Genomic DNA, 23534 nt, shown 5'->3' with positions numbered 1-23534 from the left:
GCCAGACCGAGTTTAGGGCCGAGCGCCTTAGAGGTTATAATCGGAGTAAGAAACAAAAACGCCAGTGCTGGCAAAGCCGATGATCTCAGCCCGGCCATCACCATTCACGTCCGCCAGCTGGCGCGGGTAGGCATCCTCACTCGACCAGCCACCGGCACTGGGATCCCCGCCGAATGCGCCAAGTTTCAACGTGGGCGCCCCGAAGCTGCCATCACTGGCAGCAAAGGAGACGAACACGCCCGTGCTGGCAAAGCCGACAATGTCAGCCCGGCCGTCACCATTCACGTCCGCCAGCTGGCGCGGGTAAGCATCCTCACTCGACCAGCCACCGGCACTGGGATCCCCGCCGAATGCTGCAAGCTTCAGTTGCGGGGCCTCGAAGCTTCCGTTGCTGGTGGAGAGGGAGACGAACACGCCAGTGCTGGCAAAGCCGACGATGTCAGCCCGGCCATCACCATTCACGTCCGCCAGCTGGCGCGGGTAGGCATCCTCACTTGACCAGCCACCGGCACTGGGATCCCCGCCGAATGCCGCAAGCTTCAGTTGCGGGGCCTCGAAGCTTCCGTTGCTGGTGGCGAGGGAGACGAACACGCCGGTGCTGGCAAAGCCGACGATGTCAGCCCGGCTATCGCCATTCACGTCCGCCAGCTGGCGCGGGTAGGCATCCTGACTCGACCAGCCACCGGCACTGGGATCCCCGCCGAATGCCGCAAGCTCCAGTTGCGGGGCCTCGAAGCTTCCGTTGCTGGTGGAGAGGGAGACGAACACGCCAGTGCTGGCAAAGCCGACGATGTCAGCCCGGCCATCGCCATTCACGTCCGCCAGCTGGCGCGGGTAGGCATCCTTACTCGACCAACCACCAGCACTGGGATCCCCGCCGAATGCGCCAAGCCTCAACGTGGGCGCTCCGAAGCTGCCATCACTGATAGCAAAGGAGACGAACACTCCCGTGCTGGCGAACCCGACGATGTCGGCGCGCCCGTCTCCGTTCACATCGGCCAGCTCACGCGGATAGCCATCGTTGCTGAGCCAGCCGCCCGCGACGTCAGCCTGCCCGAAAGCAGCGAGCTTCAGCGTGGGCGCGCCAAAATTCGCCTCACCGAGAAGCTCGGCCATCGAATAGGCCCGCTGGCCGAACTGGAACACCTCCACCTCACTGGTGGTCTGAGTTCCGGACCCGCTGGTGAGGATGATCGTACCGTCCGCACCCATTCTGGCGGAGACGGTGCTGCGGTCAGCGCTGTAGACAAGGCGGTCCGTACCCGCTCCGCCGAAGATACGGTCATTGCCGTTGCCCGTGGCGAACACATCGTCACCGTCGCCGCCGCTGAGGACATCGTTGCCATCATCGCCGCGAAGGATGTCGTTCCCAGCGCCGCCGTCGAGCGTGTCATCGCCACCGTCGCCGTTGAGGATGTCGGCCCCGATCCCACCGAGGACGCGATCGTTGCCGTCACCAGCAAAGACCGTGTCGTTGCCGTCACCGCCGACGACCACGTCGTCGCCTGCGCCGGCATTGACAAGGTCGTTCCCGGCCCCGGCATCGATCGTGTCGTTGCCGCTGTCGCCAACGACGGTGTCGTTCCCGATTCCGGCCAGAATGGTGTCCGGCCCTCCGGTCCCAACGATGTTGTCATCGGTATCGACGATGGGCCGCGTGTCGGTCTGGCCGAAATACGGCTGTGAGACAGCAATGCCGACCCCGGTCTGGAAGGTGGCGGCCCAGTTCTGTGCCAGGACCGGCACGACCGTGTCGCCACCGACGAGGTTGCCCGGCGCGTTCACCGTCGAGAGCACAAAGCGTACGCCCGCGAGCGGGCCCGAGGGATCCGCCCCCTGGAAGACGCCGTTGTTGGCGATGAAGCCGGCGTCCTGGCCGAGATAGAGGGCCATGCGCCCGTCATCCGTCCGCTGGATCACCTCGAAGCGTTCATAGCCGTAGATGGTGAGGGTGTCGCCCTCGCCAGGGTTGAAGTCCAGCAGGAAGTCCACCCCATCGCCGGCCTGCCAGACGAAGGCGTCCGCTCCCCCGTTGCCCTCGAGCTGGTCGCCGAGAACGACGCCCGTGACGCGGCCATTCGCATCGAGCCTCATCCGGCCCCCGTCCTGGCCACCGATGACGATGTCGGTCCCGTCGGCGCCCTGCAGCGTGTCCGTCCCGGCTCCGCCCGCGACCAGATCATTCCCCTGGTTGCCGGTCAGGATATCCGTGCCGGCACCACCGAAGAGGAAGTCGTCCCCGCCTTCGCCCTGCATGTTGTCGTTGCCTGGGCCGGCGATCAGGATGTCGTTGCCGTTGCCACCCTCACCGATATCATCTCCGGCACCGCCGATGATGATGTCATTGCCTTCCTGGCCCTGGACGTTGTCGTTCCCGTCGCCGCCGTCGAGAACGTCGTCGCCGTTGCCGCCGTTGACCGTGTCGATGCCGGTACCGGCGGAGATCGTGTCGTTGCCGCCAAGGCCGTTGAGGTTGTCATTACCTCCGTTGCCAACGATGATCTCGCCGTTCGCACCGCCCGGGTAGCCGTTGCCCGTGTCGTCCAGGATGATCGTCGGCGCATAGACGGGCGACCGGTTCACGTTGAGAACCAACCCCACGCTACTCCGCAGGTCCACGCCGCCATCGCCGAGCGTGACAAGGAGGCTCGAGACGCCAGTCGAGCGGTCGGCGTCGCTGTCCAGTCCCTCATTCCTTCCCTGGTCCTGCAGGGTGAACGCGGTGTCGATGAGCGGCGCGAAGCCGACCCGGTAAGTGCCGGCATCCAGCCCGCGGAAGCTATAGGCGCCGGATGCGTCGGTGACGGCCGTCGGGCCCAGCACCTGGCCATCGGCACTGAGCAGGCGCACGGCTACCCCCTGCAGCAGTTGCTCTCCACTGTCGCGCACGCCATTCGCATTGCTGTCAAGCCAGGCAGTTCCGCCAATCTCGCGCGATGGCGTGTAGAGGCCGGCCGAGATGTTGGCCGCGGTCTGCCCCGTGCCGACGGTGAACGGTGCGGTGCGGCCGGTCGTCGGGTCGACGTCGCTGTCGGCTGCCTCGTTGCCGCCCCGGTCCCTGGGGCTGAAGCTCCCGCCGAATGGCGAGACGAAGGCCACTTGGTAGGTGCCAGGCGCCACTCCGGAGAAGGAGTACGCGCCGTCCGCCCCGGTGTTCGTGGCCGCCGCGATCTCGCCGTCGGCGTTGATCAGCTGCACGGTAACCCCGGCAAAGCCGCCTTCGGCATTCCCGCGAATGCCGTTCTGGTCCAGATCCGTGAAGGCGGAACCGCTGATCGTGGCCGGCCGGTAGATGCCTGCCGCCACGTTGGTGACGACACCGCCAGAGAGGACGTTCACCGTCCCGCTCAGGCCGCTGGCAGGATCGACGTCGCTGTCCACGGCGTCGTTCGTGCCCTGGTCCCGCGCGGTGAAGACGCTGCCGGCCGGGGGAACGAACTGCACCTGGTATTGGCCGGGGGTCACGTTGCTGAACCCGTATGCCCCATCGGCGCCCGTGGTCGTGGTCGCTGCCACGCCCCCGGATCCGTCCAGCAACCGGACCGTGGCGCCAGCCACGCCGGCCTCTCCGGCGTCGCGCAGGCCGTTACCGTTCGCATCGAGGAAGAGGACGTTGCCCGTGCCGGTGGAGGCCAGGTTGAAGACGCCGGCCGAGATCGTGCCGACGGTCTGGCCCGAGATCACGGTGATCGGGGCGGTGAGGCCCGTCGAGGGGTCGGCGTCACTGTCGATCGCGTCGTTGCCACCCCGGTTCTGGGCCGTGAGGACGCTCCCGTCCGGCGCAACGAACTGCACGCGATAGGTGCCCGGCGCAACGCCTGTGAAGGCGTAGGTGCCGGAGGCGGTGGTCGCGGTCGTTGCAACCACCGCCCCGCTCTGATCCACCAGGCGCACCGTGGCGCCGGAAGAGCCGCCCTCCCCTTGCCCGAAGAGGCCGTCGCCGTTGGAGTCGGCGAAGACGGTGCCGCCGATGCGTGCCGGGGCATAGAAGCCTGCGGCGACGTTGTTGACGGCCTGGCCCGAGGCGAGGGTGATGAGGGCGGTCTGGCCCGTGGTGATGTTGGCGTCGCTGTCGAGGGCGTCGTTGTTGCCACGGTCCTGCCCGGTGAACACCGTGCCGCTGGGGGCGGTGAACTGCACCTGGTACTGACCGGGGGCAAGGCCCGCGAAGCTGTAGGCCCCACCGCTCTCGCTCGTGGTCGTGGCCACGACCGCGCCGTCCGCGTTCAGCAGCCGGACGGTGACCCCCGCGGGCCCGGTCTCGCCGGTGCCGCGCAGCCCGTCGCCGTTGCTGTCCGTGAACAGCGTGCCGCTGATGCTGGCCGGCGTGTAGACACCCGCCGAGACATTGGCGATGGCAGCGCCCGAGGGCACGGTGATGCTGGCGGTGCGCCCGGTGCCCGGGGCGGCGTCGCTGTCGAGGGCGTCGTTGTTGCCCTGGTCCTGGGCGGTGAACACCGTGCCGTTCGGGGCCACGAACTCGACCTGGTAGGTGCCGGGCACGAGGCTGCTGAAGTTGTAGGTGCCGTCGCTGGCGGTGGTCGTCGAGGTGACCAGCGCCCCGCTGCTGTCCAGCAGGCGCACGGTGGTGCCGGCAACGCCGGTCTCGCCCGCGTCGCGCAGCCCGTCGCCGTTGCTGTCCGTGAACAGCGTGCCGCTGACGGTCGCGGGCGTGTAGACGCCGGCCGAGACGTTGCTGATGGTGCTGCCGGAGGTGACGGTGATCGGCGCGGTGCGCCCGGTGCCGGGGGCGGCGTCGCTGTCGAGGGCGTCGTTGTTGCCCTGGTCCTGGGCGGTGAACACCGTGCCGTTGGGCGCGGTGAACTGCACGGCATAGGTGCCGGGCGCAACACCCGCGAAGCTGTAGGCACCCCCCGTGCCGGTGGAGGTGGTCGCGGCCACCGTGCCGGCGGCGTTGATCAGCTGCACGGTGACCCCCGCGGGCCCGGTCTCGCCGGTGCCGCGCAGCCCGTCGCCGTTGCTGTCCGTGAACAGCGTGCCGCTGACGCTGGCCGGCGTGTACAGGCCGGCCGAGATGTTCGGGGAGGTCTGGCCGGAGGTGACGGTAAAGACACCGGTGCGGCCGGTGGCCGGGTTGACGTCGCTGTCGTTGACCGAGCTGTTCCCCTGGTCCCTGATGGCGAAGGCGGTGCCGTTCGGGGCAACGAACTCGACCTGGTACTGGCCGGGCGGACGGTTGGTGAAGCTGTAGCTGCCGTCCGTGCCGGTGGTGGTGGTGGCAACGGAGGTGCCGGCGGCGTCGAGCAGCCGGACGGTGACGCCGGCGCGGCCGGCCTCCCCTGTGCCGAGCAGGCCGTCACCGTTGCTGTCGGTGAAGGCGGCACCACTGATCGTGACCGGAGCGTAGACGCCGGCCGAGACGTTGGAGACGGTGCTGCCCGAGGTGACGGTGATCGGCGCGATGCGCCCGGTACCGGGGACGGCGTCGCTGTCGAGGGCGTCGTTGTTGCCCTGGTCCTGGGCCGTAAACACCGTGCCGTTGGGGGCGGTGAACTGCACGGCATAGGTGCCGGGCGCCACGCCCGTAAAGCTGTAGGCACCCCCCGTGCCGGTGGTGGTGGTGGCGGCCACCGTGCCGGCGGCGTTGATCAGCTGCACGGTGACCCCCGCGGGCCCGGTCTCGCCGGTGCCGCGCAGCCCGTCGCCGTTGCTATCCGTGAACAGCGTGCCGCTGACGGTTGCCGGCGCGTAGACGCCGGCGGCGACGTTGGTGATGGAGCCGCCCGAGGCCACGATGATGCTGGTGGTACGGCCGGTACCGGGGGCGGCGTCGCTGTCGAGGGCGTCGTTGTTACCCTGGTCCTGCCCGGTGAACACGGTGCCGTTCGGGGCCACGAACTCGACCTGATAGGTGCCGGGCACGAGGCTGCCGAAGTTGTAGGTGCCGTCGCTGGCGGTGGTCGTCGAGGTGACGAGGGCCCCGCTGCTGTCCAGCAGGCGCACGGTGGTGCCGGCGACACCGGCCTCGCCCGCGTCGCGCAGCCCGTTGCCGTTGCTGTCGAGGAAGACCACGTCGCCAGTGCCCGAGGTCGCGGGCGTGTAGACGCCGGCCGAGACGTTGCTGATGGTGCTGCCGGAGGTGACGGTGATCGGCGCGGTGCGCCCGGTGCCGGGGACGGCGTCGCTGTCGAGGGCGTCGTTGTTGCCCTGGTCCTGGGCGGTGAACACCGTGCCGTTGGGCGCGGTGAACTGCACGGCATAGGTGCCGGGCGCAACACCCGCGAAGCTGTAGGCACCGCCCGTGCCGGTGGTGGTGGTCGCGGCCACCGTGCCGGCGGCGTTGATCAGCTGCACGGTGACCCCCGCGGGCCCGGTCTCGCCGGTGCCGCGCAGGCCGTCGCCGTTGCTGTCCGTGAACAGCGTGCCACTGATGCTGGCCGGCGTGTACAGGCCGGCCGAGATGTTCGGGGAGGTCTGGCCGGAGGTGACGGTAAAGACGCCGGTGCGGCCGGTGGCCGGGTTGACGTCGCTGTCGTTGACCGAGCTGTTCCCCTGGTCCCTGATCGCAAAGACGGTGCCGTTCGGGGCAACGAACTCGACCTGGTACTGGCCGGGCGCCCGGTTGGCGAAGCTGTAGCTGCCGTCCGTGCCGGTGGTGGTGGTGGCGACGGCGGTGCCGGCGGCGTCAAGCAGCCGGACGGTGACGCCGGCGCGGCCGGCCTCCCCTGTGCCGAGCAGGCCGTCACCGTTGCTGTCGGTGAAGGCGGCACCACTGATCGTGACCGGAGCGTAGACGCCAGCCGAGACGTTGTTGCCGGCGCTGCCCGAGGTGACGGTGATCGGCGCGGTGCGCCCGGTACCGGGGGCAGCGTCGCTGTCGAGGGCGTCGTTGTTGCCCTGGTCCTGGGCCGTAAACACCGTGCCGTTGGGGGCGGTGAACTGCACGGCATAGGTGCCGGGCGCCACGCCCGTAAAGCTGTAGGCACCCCCCGTGCCGGTGGTGGTGGTGGCGGCCACCGTGCCGGCGGCGTTGATCAGCTGCACGGTGACCCCCGCGGGCCCGGTCTCGCCGGTGCCGCGCAGGCCGTCGCCGTTGCTGTCCGTGAACAGCGTGCCGCTAACCGTCCCGAGCGCGTAGACACCCGCGGCGACGTTGGTGATGGAGCCGCCCGAGGCCACGATGATGCTGGTGGTACGGCCGGTACCGGGGGCGGCGTCGCTGTCGAGGGCGTCGTTGTTACCCTGGTCCTGCCCGGTGAACACCGTGCCGTTCGGGGCCACGAACTCCACGTGGTAGATGCCGGGCACGAGGCTGCCGAAGTTGTAGGTGCCGTCGCTGGCGGTGGTCGTCGAGGTGACCAGCGCCCCGGTGCTGTCCAGCAGGCGCACGGTGGTGCCGGCGACACCGGCCTCGCCCGCGTCGCGCAGCCCGTTGCCGTTGCTGTCGAGGAAGACCACGTCGCCAGTGCCCGAGGTCGCGGGCGTGTAGACGCCGGCCGAGACGTTGCTGATGGTGCTGCCGGAGGTGACGGTGATCGGCGCGGTGCGCCCGGTACCGGGGACGGCGTCGCTGTCGAGGGCGTCGTTGTTGCCCTGGTCCTGGGCGGTGAACACCGTGCCGTTGGGCGCGGTGAACTGCACGGCATAGGTGCCGGGCGCCACGCCCGTGAAGCTGTAGGCACCGCCCGTGCCGGTGGTGGTGGTGGCCGCCACCATGCCGGCGGCGTTGATCAGCTGCACGGTGACCCCTGCGGGCCCGGTCTCGCCGGTGCCGCGCAGGCCGTCGCCGTTGCTGTCCGTGAACAGCGTGCCGCTGACGCTGGCCGGCGTGTACAGGCCGGCCGAGATGTTCGGGGAGGTCTGGCCGGAGGTGACGGTAAAGACACCGGTGCGGCCGGTGGCCGGGTTGACGTCGCTGTCGTTGACCGAGCTGTTCCCCTGGTCCCTGATGGCGAAGGCGGTGCCGTTCGGGGCCACGAACTCGACCTGGTACTGGCCGGGCGCCCGGTTGGCGAAGCTGTAGCTGCCGTCCGTGCCGGTGGTGGTGGTGGCGACGGCGGTGCCGGCGGCGTCAAGCAGCCGGACGGTGACGCCGGCGCGGCCGGCCTCCCCTGTGCCGAGCAGGCCGTCACCGTTGCTGTCGGTGAAGGCGGCACCGCTGATCGTGACCGGCGTGTAGATGCCCGCGGCGACGTTGGCGATGGATCCGCCCGAGGGCACGGTGATGCTGGTGGTGCGGCCGGTGCCGGGGGCAGCGTCGCTGTCGAGGGCGTCGCTGCCGGCGTCCTGAGCGGTGAACACGGTGCCGTTCGGGGCCACGAACTCGACCTGGTAGGTGCCGGGCACGAGGCTGCCGAAGTTGTAGGTGCCGTCGCTGGCGGTGGTCGTCGAGGTGACGAGGGCCCCGGTCGTGTCCAGCAGGCGCACGGTGGTGCCGGCAACGCCGGTCTCCCCGGCATCGCGCAGCCCGTTGCCGTTGCTGTCGAGGAAGACCACGTCGCCGGTGCCCGAGGTCACCGGGGTGTAGAAGCCGGCGGCGACGTTGCTGACGGCCTGCCCCGAGGCGAGGGTGATGAGGGCGGTCTGGCCGGTGGTGACGTTGGCGTCGCTGTCGAGGGCGTCGTTGCCACGGTCCTGGGCGGTGAACACCGTGCCACCGGGCGCGGTGAACTGCACCTGGTACTGGCCGGGGGCGAGGCCGGCGAAGCTGTAGGCGCCGCTGCTGTCGCTCGCGGTGGTGGCGACCACTGCGCCGTCGGCGTTGAGCAGCCGGACGGTGACGCCTGCGGGCCCGGTCTCGCCGGTGCCGCGCAGGCCGTCGCCGTTGCTGTCCGTGAACAGCGAGCCGCTGATGCTGGCGGGCGCGTAGACGCCGGCCGACAAGTTGCTGACGGTGCTGCCGGAGGTGACGGTGATCGGCGCAGTGCGCCCGGTGCCGGGGACGGCGTCGCTGTCGGCGGCGTCGTTGTTGCCCTGGTCCTGGGCCGTAAACACCGTGCCGTTGGGCGCGGTGAACTGCACGGCATAGGTGCCGGGTGCCACGCCCGCGAAGCTGTAGGCACCTCCCGTGCCGGTGGTGGTGGTGGCCGCCACCATGCCGGCGGCGTTGATCAGTTGCACCGTGACCCCTGCAGGCCCTGTCTCGCCGGTGCCGCGCAGGCCGTCGCCGTTGCTGTCCGTGAACAGCGTGCCGCTGATGCTGGCCGGCGTGTAGACGCCGGCCGAGACGTTGGAGACGGTGCTGCCCGAGGTGACGGTGATCGGCGCGGTGCGCCCGGTACCGGGGACGGCGTCGCTGTCGAGGGCGTCGTTGTTGCCCTGGTCCTGGGCCGTAAACACCGTGCCGTTGGGGGCGGTGAACTGCACGGCATAGGTGCCGGGCGCCACGCCCGTAAAGCTGTAGGCACCGCCCGTGCCGGTGGTGGTGGTGGCGGCCACCGTGCCGGCGGCGTTGATCAGCTGCACGGTGACCCCCGCGGGCCCGGTCTCGCCGGTGCCGCGCAGCCCGTCGCCGTTGCTATCCGTGAACAGCGTGCCGCTGACGGTTGCCGGCGCGTAGACGCCGGCGGCGACGTTGGTGATGGAGCCGCCCGAGGCCACGATGATGCTGGTGGTACGGCCGGTACCGGGGGCGGCGTCGCTGTCGAGGGCGTCGTTGTTACCCTGGTCCTGCCCGGTGAACACGGTGCCGTTCGGGGCCACGAACTCGACCTGATAGGTGCCGGGCACGAGGCTGCCGAAGTTGTAGGTGCCGTCGCTGGCGGTGGTCGTCGAGGTGACGAGGGCCCCGGTCGTGTCCAGCAGGCGCACGGTGGCGCCGGCCACACCGGTCTCCCCGGCATCGCGCAGGCCGTTGCCGTTGGCGTCGAGGAAGACCACGTCGCCGGTGCCCGAGGTCACCGGGGTGTAGAAGCCCGCGGCGACGTTGCTGACGGCCTGCCCCGAGGCGAGGGTGATGAGGGCGGTCTGGCCCGTGGTGATGTTGGCGTCGCTGTCGAGGGCGTCGTTGTTGCCGCGGTCCTGCCCGGTGAACACCGTGCCGCTGGGGGCGGTGAACTGCACCTGGTACTGGCCGGGGGCAAGGCCCGCAAAGCTGTAGGCGCCGCCAGTCTCGCTCGTGGTCGTGGCCACGACCGCGCCGTCCGCGTTCAGCAGCCGGACGGTGACCCCCGCGGGCCCGGTCTCGCCGGTGCCGCGCAGCCCGTCGCCGTTGCTGTCGGTGAACAGCGTGCCGCTGATGCTGGCCGGCGTGTAGACACCCGCCGAGACATTGGCGATGGCAGCGCCCGAGGGCACGGTGAGGCTGGCCGTGCGCCCAGTGCCCGGCGCGGCGTCGCTGTCGAGGGCGTCGTTGTTGCCCTGGTCCTGGGCGGTGAACACCGTGCCGTTGGGCGCGGTGAACTGCACGGCATAGGTACCGGGCGCAACACCCGTAAAGCTGTAGGCACCCCCCGTGCCGGTGGTGGTGGTCGCGGCCACCGCGCCGGCGGCGTTGATCAGCTGCACGGTGACCCCCGCGGGCCCGGTCTCGCCGGTGCCGCGCAGCCCGTCGCCGTTGTTGTCCGTGAACAGCGTGCCGCTGATGCTGGCCGGCGTGTAGACGCCCGCCGAGACATTGGCGATGGCAGCGCCCGAGGCGACGGTGATGCTGGCGGTGCGCCCGGTGCCCGGGGCGGCGTCGCTGTCGAGGGCGTCGTTGTTGCCTTGGTCCTGGGCGGTGAACACCGTGCCGTTGGGCGCGGTGAACTGCACGGCATAGGTGCCGGGCGCAACACCCGTAAAGCTGTAGGCACCCCCCGTGCCGGTGGTGGTGGTGGCGGCCACCGTGCCGGCGGCGTTGATCAGCTGCACGGTGACCCCCGCGGGCCCGGTCTCGCCGGTGCCGCGCAGCCCGTCGCCGTTGCTGTCCGTGAACAGCGTGCCGCTGATGCTGGCCGGCGTGTAGACACCCGCGGCGACGTTGGCGATGGATCCGCCCGAGGGCACGGTGATGCTGGCGGTGCGCCCGGTGCCCGGGACGGCGTCGCTGTCGAGGGCGTCGTTGTTGCCCTGGTCCTGGGCGGTGAACACCGTGCCGTTCGGGGCCACGAACTCGACCTGATAGGTGCCGGGCACGAGGCTGCCGAAGTTGTAGGTGCCGTCGCTGGCGGTGGTCGTCGAGGTGACGAGGGCCCCGGTCGTGTCCAGCAGGCGCACGGTGGCGCCGGCCACACCGGTCTCCCCGGCATCGCGCAGGCCGTTGCCGTTGGCGTCGAGGAAGACCACGTCGCCGGTGCCCGAGGTCACCGGGGTGTAGAAGCCCGCGGCGACGTTGCTGACGGCCTGGCCCGAGGCGAGGGTGATGAGGGCGGTCTGGCCCGTGGTGATGTTGGCGTCGCTGTCGAGGGCGTCGTTGTTGCCGCGGTCCTGCCCGGTGAACACCGTGCCGCTGGGGGCGGTGAACTGCACCTGGTACTGGCCGGGGGCAAGGCCCGCGAAGCTGTAGACGCCGCCGCTCTCGCTCGTGGTCGTGGCCACGACCGCGCCGTCCGCGTTCAGCAGCCGGACGGTGACCCCCGCGGGCCCGGTCTCGCCGGTGCCGCGCAGCCCGTCGCCGTTGCTGTCGGTGAACAGCGTGCCGCTGATGCTGGCCGGCGTGTAGACGCCCGCCGAGACATTGGCGATGGCAGCGCCCGAGGGCACGGTGATGCTGGCGGTGCGCCCGGTGCCCGGGGCGGCGTCGCTGTCGAGGGCGTCGTTGTTGCCCTGGTCCTGGGCGGTGAACACCGTGCCGTTGGGCGCGGTGAACTGCACGGCATAGGTGCCGGGCGCAACACCCGCGAAGCTGTAGGCACCGCCCGTGCCGGTGGTGGTGGTCGCGGCCACCGTGCCGGCGGCGTTGATCAGCTGCACGGTGACCCCCGCAGGTCCGGTCTCGCCGGTGCCGCGCAGGCCGTCGCCGTTGCTGTCCGTGAACAGCGTGCCGCTGATGCTGGCCGGCGTGTAGACACCCGCCGAGACATTGGCGATGGCCGCACCCGAGGGCACGGTGATGCTGGCGGTGCGCCCGGTGCCCGGCGCGGCGTCGCTGTCGAGGGCGTCGTTGTTGCCCTGGTCCTGGGCGGTGAACACCGTGCCGTTGGGCGCGGTGAACTGCACGGCATAGGTACCGGGCGCAACACCCGCGAAGCTGTAGGCACCGCCCGTGCCGGTGGAGGTGGTCGCGGCCACCGTGCCGGCGGCGTTGATCAGCCGCACGGTGACCCCCGCGGGCCCAGTCTCGCCGGTGCCGCGCAGCCCGTCGCCATTGCTGTCCATGAACAGCGTGCCACTGATGCTGGCCGGCGTGTACAGTCCAGCGGACAGACCGGACACTCTCTGCCCATTCACGAGGCTGAAGCCGGCAGTAAACCCCGTGGAAGGTGCCACGTCGCTGTCGACAGCGTCGTTGCTGCCCTGATCCTGCACTGTGAATACTGAGCCGCTCGGCGTCACAAACTGCACTTGGTAAGTGCCTGGCACTGCAGTGTTCAAGCTGTATGCGCCGCCCGCACCCGTGGTGGTGCTCGCCACAACGACTCCGAGCGCATTGACTAGGCGGACGCTGACGCCACTTACGCCCACCTCATCGGTCCCGAACACGCCGTCGCCGTTCGTATCGGCGAAGGCCACGCCGCTGACCGAGGCTGCCGTGAAGACGCCGGCCGAAATGTTTGTCGCCGACTGCCCCGAGGTCAGCGTTATGGGAGCCGTGAGCCCCGTGGCGGGCGTTACGTCACTATCGACAGCGTCGTTCGTGCCCTGGTTCTGCGGGGAGAAGATCGTGCCGGCAGGTGTTGTGAACCGAACCTGATAAGTTCCCGGAACCTGGTTCGCGAAACTATAGGCGCCCGTCAATCCCGTGAGTGTCGTCGCCACAACCGTTCCGGCCGCGTTCAACAGCTGCACTGTCACGCCAGCTGCCCCAAGGTCTGCCAGCTCACGAATGCCGTTCGCGTTCAGGTCTGAGAAGGCAGACCCGCTGATCGTGACGGGCACATAGATACCAGCATTGACCGCGCTGCTACTTCCGGCGGCAACGGCGATGGTCGCAACACCCGAGTTGTTGACCTGGCTGCCAGACGTTCCGGCCGCTGTCGGGGAGAAGCTGTTTCCGGAGGGAGGTACAACCGATACGGAGTAGCTGCCCGCCGCGACATTATTGAAGCGGTATAGGCCGGTCGAGTCCGTCACATCCGTGCTGACCAGGATGCCGTTCGAATTGAACAGGCGCACGGTTACGCCACTCACGCCGGCGTCGCCGCTTCCATTGGTGCCGTCTGCATTGGCATCAAGGAAAACAGTACCGGACAGTGTCGCCGGCTGCGTATCGAAGCCGATTGTCTTGCCCGTGCTTGTGGTCGCCGTGACAACTGTGGGCGTACCGCTCTGGCCTGGCGTGGTCGGGACATTCGTCGCGGCTGAGGCGATCGTGCCGAACTCAAAGGCCGGAGTGGTCGCCGTCAGCACCACTCTTGTGTAGGACAGATCGCCGAAGTTGATGTTGGCGTAAACGGAGCCGTCCGCGCCCTGCGAGCCATTCGGGTTGCTAGATACATTACCGCCAGTAACCCGGTAGACGAGGGTGCTGCCGTTGTAGAACTCGACGATGTTATTGGCGTCGGCGGATCCCCAGAGGAGCCCGAAGTACTTCTGCGGTACAGCGTAGGAGATTGTGATACCAGCACCGGGCTCGGCCGCCATATAGTTCCCAGCATCCCCATATGGGGTCGCCGCAGTCCCGCTGGTCGTACCCTTGTAGACGCCTGAGGCGCCGCTGAACGCGATGCTGTTGCCCGACCCGAAGCGAAGAGTTTGGGAGGTGATGAAGCCGTTCGCAGACGACGTCCCAAGATCCAGAATCGTAACGTTGCTATTGTCAGGGGTCATCCGCAGAGACGTGTCAATCGTAACGGCCATCTCTTCCCCACCCTGACGACGCGTGCACTCTGCACGGCGCACCACCTATACGTGTAATCCCGCATTTTGCGACAACGGTAAATTTATAATTGGTTGTATCGCGGAAACGTGAGCACGTGGCGCAGCAGGATGGGTTCGCATCCGGAAGAGGGCCACATGCACGGACAGCAAGTGCCCTTAGCCGCCATGCGGCCTGACCTGGACTCACTACCGGTGCGCTCTCACCTTCCGGCCTTCGCCGACCTGCGTCAGCCGGTCCGACAGCCAGCACGACCTGCAAGAGAGCGATCACCACTGGGCAACTATGCTTCCGACGCTGTGCAGACACATCCAAGACGAAGTTGACCAGTTGAGCTTCTTACAATAGTTTAGTTTAACTGCCGTCAGAAACCCTTCGCGCCACCCAACGAGACACTAAAGAAAACCTTACCATTGCCTGAGCCTTGTTAAGGCCGACCTCTACACCCAAGAAGATCGTGTGGATCCACTGCAGCAATAGCAAGATATGCGCCGCAGCGAGATTATAAATCTAAGTCTCTTTTCACGATCATTCTGACCCAAGACACCATCCAGATCTGCCCGCTACGGACTTATTCTCAAAAGCTGATCTCGCCCGATTAGGAACTGCTATGTCGGAAGCCCTAGGCCGAACTCTTTCGAAGTGTGGCGCAGACATTGCGCTTGGAATTACGGTCGCAATCATTTCCCTCTTGTCTCAGGGCGCGCACCAGATCTGGTCTGGGGCACCATTAGAACTACTGAACGACCACTCCTACATACTATTTAACGCCAGAATGATGATGGAGGGACAGGGTTTTTGGAAAAGTGATATTGCTGGCTACCCTTTGGGATACAACGCCGCGTACTTCCCAAGCTTCGAACCATTTTTTCGCCTGATTCTAATGTTTTTGGCCCAAACAGGTGTTAGCGTATTCACAGTAGTTAAGATGTTCTACGTCTTCGGCGTTGCTTCTGTGGCCACGGTCTCCTTTGTATGTCTTCGCATTCTCAAAATTCCCAGAATACACTCTGCGTGTGGTGCAATTGCAATGGCGATTACTCCATACTTTTTTATACGTTCTTTGAACCACGACTTCTTGGCAATTTATATTTCTGCCCCAGTTGGGATTACGGTAGCCCTTGCTATGCTTAGATGCGCTACTCTCAAGGAACTCCAAAAACTAACTGTGTCAAAAAAACTTGTTGCTGCCTATTTACTGCTGGCCACCTCCGGACTTTACTACGCCTTCTTTTCTCTGATGTTTATCGGATGTGCAGCAGTCTCTTGCTCAGTGCGACTACGGAGTATCCGCCCGATAGTAATAGCGTCCTCCTTCACTTTAGCCATCGTCACAATTATGATGTTTGGTGCGTTGGGACCCAATATAGCAGATGCGCTCGCGCATGCTCCCATAAGGTCAGCAACAGACCAGGCGTATCACGGACTTTCGCTGGCTGATGCGATCTATGCCTTCGACTGGATTCCAGCGGTTGCGCGTCAGATCGTGGAGTACAATGTAGTAAGACCAAGATTGATGGTCGGCGAGGGTGCTTACGAGTGGCCAGGCGTGATTTTGACGATCATTATCTTGTCATCACCGCTCGTAGTCCTATGCTTAGGTACCTCGGAAAAGAAGGACGTTGAACGTCAGACGATATTTGCTGCTAATGCAATGATTTGCATAGGCGTATTTTTTGCGACCAGGGGAAACATAGGCTATCTCTTTAACGAGTTCCTCTCGCCGGCGATACGAGGCCAAGCCCGGATCATGCCTTTCTTGACGTTTCTGGCGATTATAACCGTCTGTCTGTTTTCCTCTCTGATCTGCTCCTCCCAAAGCGCAATGGCGAGGCTTTGGTCAGCTTTAGTTTCCATAAGTCTTATATGCTCAGCTATTCCGGCCTCTCAGGCGCTATCTCGAAAACGTGCAGCGAGCATCGCAAACACAGACAAGCAAGCGTTTGCTGCCAGTTTGCGCGCAATGTTGGAGAGGAAAGATGCCTCGCGTGTCACGGCGGTTCTTCAACTGCCGATTGTAACGTGGCCAGAAGCTCCGCCAATTAACGGCTTCGATCCATACAAGCTTCATTACCCTTTTATTTTCGATAGGCGTGGATCACTCACGAGGTGGAGCTATGGAGCCTCGGAACTACAACCCGGTTTTGCAGAGATGAAATCATCTCTTCAAATCGAGAGCGACGCTGAGAATCTTGCTCGGCGGGCAAACAGGCTGGGCTTTGACGCGATTCTCATAGAAAGGGCCCCTCTTACTTTGCCCGAGTTCAATCGATTGAGATTAGGCCTTGCTTCACCCCTTGCAGGGCGGTGCGTATTGTACGAGGACAGTCAACGCGTTCTTATCGACATTGGGGCCTCTGCTGAATGCCGCTAAAGCACTTCAGGTTTGCATCGACTTGCGGGTTCTGATTCGACGCTGCTGACGGAGCAGCGAGGTTGCGGATAACGGCACTCCTGTCGCAGAAACGGCGCAAACGCCTGGTCCGGGATATGGAGGAGGGCTCTTCTGTGCGGAAGGCGGCGGCCCGGTTTGCGGTCAGCGCCTCGGCGGCGATCAAGCTGGTGCAGCGGGTACGCCAGACCGGCAGCACGGCCCCGGCCAGGATCGGTGGTTACCGCAAGCTGTTGCTGGCTGGGCAGGAGGAGTTCCTGCGAGAGCTGACGTCCGGGCGGAAGGCAACCATGCTGGCCGGGATTTGGACGGCGCTGATCAAGCGCGCCGTGGCGGGCTCGCTGCTGACCATCTGGTCCATGCTGAAGCGGCTCGACCTGGAACACATAAAAGGCAGCTGAGGGCGGCCGAGCAGGATCGGGTTGATGTGGCCGAGCGCCGCCGCCACTGGCGCGTCTGGCAGCGCTACATGGACCCAAAACGGTTCGTGTTCCTGGACGAGACCGGCGCCGCGAACAACATGATCAGGCGCTACGGCTGGCGGCGGAGGCGCGAGCGCCTGGTCGATGCCGTGTCGCATGGCCATTGGCGCACCACCACCTTTATCGCAGGGCTGCGCAGCACCGGCCTCGTCGCCTCTCTCGTGCTCGATGGGCCCATGACCGGCGAGGCCTTCCTCGCCTATTTCGGGCAGTTCCTTGCCCCCACCCTCACCAAGGGTGACGTGGTGGTTCTGGACAACCTCGCCGCCCACAAGGTCGCCGGTGTGCACGAGGCAATCAGGGCTACCGGCGCCAGCCTCCTCTACCTGCCGCCCTACAGCCCGGATTTGAACCCGCTGAGGAGCACTGCTCCGAGCGCAGGTCGTCGCCAGGCTAAAGGCCCGGCTCCGGAAAGCCGCAGCCCGTACCCGGGAAGCCCTCTGGACGTCCATCGGACGCCTGCTCAGCACCTTCACCCCAGCCGAGTGTTGCAACTACCTCGCCAACTCAGGCTATGCGTTCGAGTGAACTGGAAAGCTTTAGGGCGCTCCCTAGGCAGTCTGTGTGTTTCGGGCCCACACAATCCCGGGTTAGGTGCTAGAGGATGTTTCTCAGCCCTGCCTGGGTCGCCAAATCCTATATCCCCGCCCTTTAAAGATGGCCTCGCAGAGTTGCCTGTAGCTCTCGTCCCAACTCAGTGGCCCAAGATCTGACGAACTAGGTTTGAACCCTGCGGCCAGCCAACCTTGTACCGCCTCCGCGAGCTCACTGAAGCTGTCGCCCCGGAAATAGGCCGCATTCGGCCCGCAGACTTCGCGGAATACCGGGATGTCTCGCACCAGCACAGGAAGACCGACTTGGGCTGCTTCAATGATCGGCAGCCCAAATCCTTCGTGATTTGACGCCATGAGCAAACCGGCACCAGCACGGTAAAGCTGCTGCAGTTCGGCGTCGCTACAACTGTAGAGCCAGTGTAGCCGAACACCCATCTCGCGTGAGTGACGTAGGCGTTCCGCAAAGGCATCCATTTGCCAGCCTAGCTTGCCTACAACTGTCAGACCGACATCTTCTCCAGCATCCCAGAGCGCCTCGAAAGCCTCAAACGCTTGTATATAGCCCTTTCGTGGCTCCACTGTACCGGTCATTACCACTGTCGGACGTTGCTTAGCCGCCTCAAGCGCCGCACTCACCTCTGAAGAGAACTCTACCTCAGGCGAAGTGGCATGGAAGTCGGCTCCGAGATGAAAGTAAGTAATCGGCAACGGTTCGGTCCGTTGGTCAAGCTCCTCGTCCAGCCAAACATCCATCCAGTCGGCCAACTCATCCGCGACTGCACGTGAGATGCAAACGACACAATCCGCGAGCCTCAGCATGCGGGTGTACCACTGCTTAACGAGGACAGCGATAACGTGCGGAAATAACTCAGGATGCTGCATTGGTAATAAATCGTAGATGACCGGAACGATCCGAACACCTTGCAGGCGGAGCTGTCTGAGACTCGCGTACTCCTCCTCCGTCATTTCTGGATTGATGTCAGCACAGAGAAGGACATCGCCCGGCCCAGCATCGACAGCGCCTTCCACCATCTCCAGAGGACGATGATGTAAGGCACGGAGTGGCGCTGCGTAGGTTTGACGGAGACGGCCTCCTGCTACTCGTACCGCCTCTGCACGAAAGCCCGCAGGGGGACTCTCGAGCGCTCGACGGGCGATCTCCTTTACCACCCGCTGGATCCCGGAGGCGCCATCCCTGCGGGCCAACTCGGACATATCTACGAGGAGACGTGAGTGCCCAGCTCCGCGCAACGGAGATGGAAAGCTCATGCAAAGGGCCTGGACTGCACTTACCTGACCACCAGGAACGCCGCCTAGGTCCAGCAGCTGTCTGCCACTCCGACGTGCAACAAGGATTGGATTGCTACTCGCAAATGCATCCTCGACCGCTGTTTGGTAGAGAAGCGCTGCCTTGTCGGGCGACAGGTGATCTCTGACATATGCTCGCCCAGCGTCACCGAGTGTTTTCCGCCGCACAGGGTCAGTCCAGAGTTCGCGCAGGGCTGCAGCCAAGGCTTGTGACCCGACGTGCTCCGGAAGCCCCAGAACCACCTCCTGCGGCAACTCCGCAGCCGAGCCATGACGGTTAATGATCGTTGGCACACCCGCCATAAGAGCGTCGGCAACAGCTGCAGAAGACTCTCCTCGTGACTCTATCCGTAGCTGCACAGCCACATCAGCGGCGGCCAGCCACATGTCATACTGGTCTGCGGTCAAGCGTCCGGTGCAGTGTATCCCGTCTTGCCAGCTCTCCAGCTGCATGCGCGTGCTGGGTTCAGCGCCACCGGCAAACACTAAACGTCCTGGGATTCCAGCAGCAACCCAGGCTTGTTGCAAAAGCAGTGGGTTCTTGTGTGGCGCAACGCCACCAAAGCTGCAAACTATAAAAACGTCCTCGGGTATGCCCAGCGCCGCCCGGGCGGCTGTGCGCGTAGGAAGGTGCCTGGCTGCTCGGAGAAGGGGTACAACTGTAACGTCCTGGAGCGCCCGCTCGCCGAAATGCTCGCGCAACACCTCTAAAGCGTACTGCGAATGCAAGATCACGCCGGTTGCATTCTCCAGCACCGGCAGGGAGCAGGGGAAGCGTTTCAGCGCCGCAGCGCGTCCATGCTCAGCGTCATAACGCAGAGCTGGATAGCTGTGGGAGCGAAGCAGCGCCGCACGGAAAGTGTCGGGATTTCCTTCCTCATGAGCTCTCCAATTCATATAATCTGAGAGAAAAGCATCGTGCATCACCACTAAACCCGGGATGCTCGGCAGCAGATTCTCTATTTGGAAACGATGAAAGTGTGAGTTCCCTACTTGATAAAGAACGCGATCAAATCGTTGAGACTGCTGTAGGAACTCATCCGGATTCAGAGTCGGAAAACTCGCATGCAGTCTAAGATCGTTTGTCTCCTCGGTGTTGACCAAGGTAATATCGTAGTGGCGGGCTAGGCTCGGCAGAAGGTCGCGGCTGTAATCAGCGATTCCGCTCTCTTGCGGTGGCAGCGGTGAGACGTAGGCCAAGCTTAGACGCGGACGGAGAACCTGAACGCTGCGCGCTTGTTTTCGTTCCTGCCGCGCCGCCAGGATCGCTTCTAAACCATCCCAAGCACTCGTCGCGCTCGACGCCCAGGTGAATTGACGAGCTTGCATTGGACCGTAGTGTGCCAACTCGTCGCGGAACTCCGAATCCTCAAGCACGCGCTGCATCGTAGCAGCGATTGAAGAGGGGTCCTCGGGATCGAAAGTTGCATCATCCCGCCCCAACACTTCTGGCAAGCTGGTTGTGTTGCTGGCGATGGTAGGGGCGCCACAGGCCATCGCCTCCGCCACCGGCAACCCGAAACCCTCATGTTTTGACGGGAAAACAAAAACACCACATGAGGAGTAAAGTCCGTTTAGATCATCCTCTGGTACGAACGGAATGATGACAAAGTTCTCTACTGGAACGTTCAGTTCTGCCGCTCTGTGCCGAAGAGCTATTGGGTCCATTTTGCCAACAATGACCAACTGATGCTTTTGGCGCATAGCTGTAGGCAGTCGCGCATAGGCCGCGATCAATCCCGCTTCATTCTTTCGAATGTCGCCAGCACCAAGGAAGAGAATGAAGTTATCTCGCAGCCCGTAACGTCGTAGCAGGACAGTGCGATTTGCGATAGAAAGATTTGCTGGATGGAAGCTCTCGCTAATCCCGGCTTGAATGTTGAAGATGCGCTCGGCCGGAAAGGAAAGGTGGTCGATCGCCTCGCGGCGGCTCGACTCCGAAATGGCAAGCAGACCCTCGCAAAGGAAGAATTCTTGGAGGCAACGGTAGTACCAGCGCGCGGTGACAGACCGTGTGTCAGCGCCCTCGAAATACTGCTTGTGCCGGATATGAGGAATGAGATCGTAGCATGTTCCCACTACTGGAAGACGTTCCAGTCCAGCTGGTTGCAGCGGCACGACATCGTCGCCCAGCCCCTCGAACATACTAGTGACATGCACCAAATCCGGTTTCAGCGATGCAAGGAACTGCGCGCGCAATGTCTCAGCAAAGTCTCGGATCGGGGTGTTGGGCGGAGCAGAAAAGCCGGGCGGTAGATGCCAGCAACGAATTTGGTCGCGCGGAAGTATTTCGGAAAAACGATAAGTTAGTTCCGCTGCAGTTTCGGGGAACGCGGCATTGAGCGCGACAATGACCTCGTGCCCGCGCGCCTCCCGCGCCATGGCGAGTGCCAATTCTCGAGAGTACCTGCCGATCCCGCGGGCGTGACTACTGCCCTGTGCACCCTGTAGGTCGATGACTAAACGCATGCTGACCGAGACCTTCAGTGAGTCGTGGAAGAGTTACGAGCGAGAGTTAACGCTTGACGATACAGGCGCGCTTCTTCGAGACTCATGTCAGGCGGTTCAGGCACCTGTAACGCCGCCTCAGGTTCCTGCACTTGCCTTTCATTCGGCTCAACTCCAAGTGGGGCAGCGAGCTGAGGGAGGATTGAAGGCTCCGCCCCGCCTTCTTCCACTACCGTATGGGGACCGAGCAGCTGGACCTTGCGCCCCTCATAAAAGCGGTAGCGTACTGCCAGCCAGTTCAATGGTGAGGGTACAAAGCGGTGAATAAGGCGTACACCGCTCCGCACTCCTGGTAGACTAAGGAGTGTGCGCACGCCGAGACGAAACGTCCTTCTCGCCAAATCTTTGCCGACCGGTTCCTTCACTACTGATGGCATGTGCCTAACTTGAAGTGCTCGCCGGGCACTACGAAGCGGACCGGTGACGCGCCACGACTTGCTTGTGAGGAGCTGCTGCCGAGCTCGTTGCATGCTCAGTAGAGAAGCGTTCGCGGCTGCCAGGTCACGGCTCCGGCACTCCCAGTCATGCAGGAGCCGATCGGTTAGAGGCTGGTCTGCATTGGAGGTTGAACCGAGAGTACGATCTACGAGCCGCTCCAGGTCATTCCAACGTGATAAGGCCTGTTCTAGCTGACTTTGCGTCTTTGATTTTGCCAGCTGCTCCTGCTCGATTGTGAGCCTCTGCTCCTCAATAACTGAGCGCTGCTGCGCAAGTCGTGTTTGTAAGTTCCGACGAGACCTTATTTCCCGCTGTAGCGAAGCACGCTCATCAAACACCTCTGTTTGCAACGCCGTCCTGGCGGCGACTTCGCGCGCCAATTCCACTTCATGACCGGCAATCTGGGCTTCTAAACCAGCAATCCGCGCCGCCCGTGCCTCAACTTCGGACTCCAATCTTTCCTGCGTCCCACGCATCCAGGCCAAAGCTTCCTCTGCCGATGCTCCATGCGTTCTAGCGTCGGACAAAGCCGTTTCGAGCGATGCATTCGCCGCTTCTAAATCGACAATCCGAGACGCTCGCGCTGCAGCTTCGGATTCCAGATGTTCTTGCGTTTCACGCATCCAGGCCAACGCTTCTTCGGCGGAACTCCCATGTGCTTGAGCGTCGGACAAGGCCGTCTCGAGCGATGCAATCGTCGATGCCAGATCGTCGATGTGCTTCGATGCGTTGACTAGTGCGGCAGTTTGGTAGTTGTCCAGCGCATTGGGCGGGATCGCCAGCCGCTCTTTCAACTCACGATGTTCTTCAGCAACGAAATACAAATTTACGCCATCGAAATATGCCTGCTCGTAATTGGCCTTCAGGAGAAGGTCGCGCCAGGGCGCATCACTTCTCTCCCTGCTGTTGGGCAGCGTAGCCTCGATAACGACAATCCAAGGGCGAAAGCGTTTGAAGTCGGCGCCTTCAAGTACGGCCTGCTCGTCGCCTTCAACGTCGATTTTAAGGAAATGGATCTGTTTTTCTTCAGAAGAGGAGAGTATCTCAGCTAACGACAGCGCTGGAACGATATTCTCTGTTACGGCGTAACCGCGCGATTTAGCGATCTCTGCATTCCGCTGAACTGTCGTGGATAACCCAGTCCCGGCTACATCGAGGAAGCGAACTACTCCGGCCTTCGCAGCAACCGCGATGTTGAGGTTTAGATCGCGCGGTCGTTCTGAAACGCACCGATCGAAATAAGCCTTAGCCGGCTCCACGTTGATGCCGCTCCATCCACGATCATAAAACATCTTCGTTACGGAAAGTTCGGTTGGGTCACATGAGCCGATATCGACATAGAAGCCCACACCTACGTGCTGCAGCGCCCGCCACAACACAACATCCTCTCCGTTTTGCGCGTAGGAAATAATGGGCATTGGCATCCTTCTAACGTTACCTAACGTAAATTCTCGATTGAAGGAAGGGGGAGTGGAGAGCGCCGACTTCGCAGGGGCATGGCATTTTGCTTGCGCATCTTAGCTCCGTGCGCCGGCCTGTGTGAGCAACAGTGCTCGGGCCTGGGTCCAAATGCTGCCACAAGTAGCAGCGTAGGCCGCTAGCTTGGTTGGGCTCGCCAAGGAAAGTAGCGTCCTCGTAGATGTGACATCCTATGTTGCCAGCGGGGCATCTATGCAAGGTGCTGATGCGGATGCAAATCCTAGCGGTTATAGGCATAGCGCCGAAGGCCTGTGCATACGCCCCGTGCCTGACATCCCGACGCGCGTTGAAGTCCGTACCGGCCGCGAGCATCGTTGTCACGACGCGTGGCAGAAGTTCCGGCTAGTCGAGGAGACTGTATGGCGAGGGATGACGTTCTCGGATGTAGCCCGTCTGAATTGTGCCTGCTCGGGGCTGTTGATCGGATGGTGGCGGCACACAAGTCTCAGCGGCGT

Annotated in this window: 6 protein-coding genes; 3 read left to right on the top strand and 3 right to left on the bottom strand. The window is 64.1% G+C overall.

Translation table 11 applies throughout. The features are described 5' to 3' along the window. Window positions 1-27: 27 nt before the first annotated feature. Window positions 28-13683, bottom strand: coding sequence for an SdrD B-like domain-containing protein (locus tag ACVBD7_RS26675; protein ID WP_458098530.1), 13656 nt, complete (start codon window positions 13681-13683; stop codon window positions 28-30). An 845-nt stretch (window positions 13684-14528) separates the two neighbouring features. Here ACVBD7_RS26675 and ACVBD7_RS26670 point away from each other — a divergent pair. The 3 genes from ACVBD7_RS26670 to ACVBD7_RS26660 all read left to right on the top strand — a co-directional run bounded on the left by ACVBD7_RS26670 (window position 14529) and on the right by ACVBD7_RS26660 (window position 17505). Continuing rightward, window positions 14529-16292 carry a hypothetical protein gene (locus ACVBD7_RS26670; protein ID WP_458098529.1) on the top strand — a complete coding sequence of 588 codons (1764 nt, stop codon included), beginning with the start codon at window positions 14529-14531 and terminating at the stop codon, window positions 16290-16292. Window positions 16293-16426: 134 nt separating this feature from the next. Further along, on the top strand, window positions 16427-16711 hold the full coding sequence (locus ACVBD7_RS26665) for a hypothetical protein (protein WP_458098528.1): 285 nt from the start codon (window positions 16427-16429) through the stop codon (window positions 16709-16711). 26 nt (window positions 16712-16737) lie between these two features. Further along, window positions 16738-17505: a transposase gene (locus ACVBD7_RS26660; protein ID WP_458098527.1), complete on the top strand. Its 768-nt coding sequence runs from the start codon at window positions 16738-16740 to the stop codon at window positions 17503-17505. On the opposite strand, the gene ACVBD7_RS26655 is transcribed toward ACVBD7_RS26660, so the two are convergent. Both ACVBD7_RS26655 and ACVBD7_RS26650 read right to left on the bottom strand, forming a co-directional pair. After that, window positions 17404-21123 carry a glycosyltransferase gene (locus tag ACVBD7_RS26655; RefSeq protein ID WP_458098526.1) on the bottom strand — a complete coding sequence of 1240 codons (3720 nt, stop codon included), beginning with the start codon at window positions 21121-21123 and terminating at the stop codon, window positions 17404-17406. The genes ACVBD7_RS26660 and ACVBD7_RS26655 overlap by 102 nt on opposite strands. Before the next feature lie 14 nt (window positions 21124-21137). Further along, window positions 21138-23018, bottom strand: a complete 1881-nt coding sequence (locus ACVBD7_RS26650) for an FkbM family methyltransferase (RefSeq protein ID WP_458098525.1) — start codon at window positions 23016-23018, stop codon at window positions 21138-21140. Window positions 23019-23534 lie beyond the last annotated feature (516 nt).

The organism is Roseomonas sp. WA12, from assembly GCF_054165765.1.
The sequence above is the reverse complement of the archived record's forward strand: the minus strand, read 5'-3'. Positions and strand labels throughout refer to the sequence as shown.

Bases quoted from the DNA above. Each gene is read 5' to 3' on its own strand.
- ACVBD7_RS26675 (WP_458098530.1), bottom strand. From the start codon at position 13,683: ATGGCGGCCGAGCCCGGTGCTGGTATCACAATCTCCTACGCTGTACCG.
- ACVBD7_RS26670 (WP_458098529.1), top strand. From the start codon at position 14,529: ATGTCGGAAGCCCTAGGCCGAACTCTTTCGAAGTGTGGCGCAGACATT.
- ACVBD7_RS26655 (WP_458098526.1), bottom strand. From the start codon at position 21,123: ATGCGTTTAGTCATCGACCTACAGGGTGCACAGGGCAGTAGTCACGCC.
- ACVBD7_RS26650 (WP_458098525.1), bottom strand. From the start codon at position 23,018: ATGCCCATTATTTCCTACGCGCAAAACGGAGAGGATGTTGTGTTGTGG.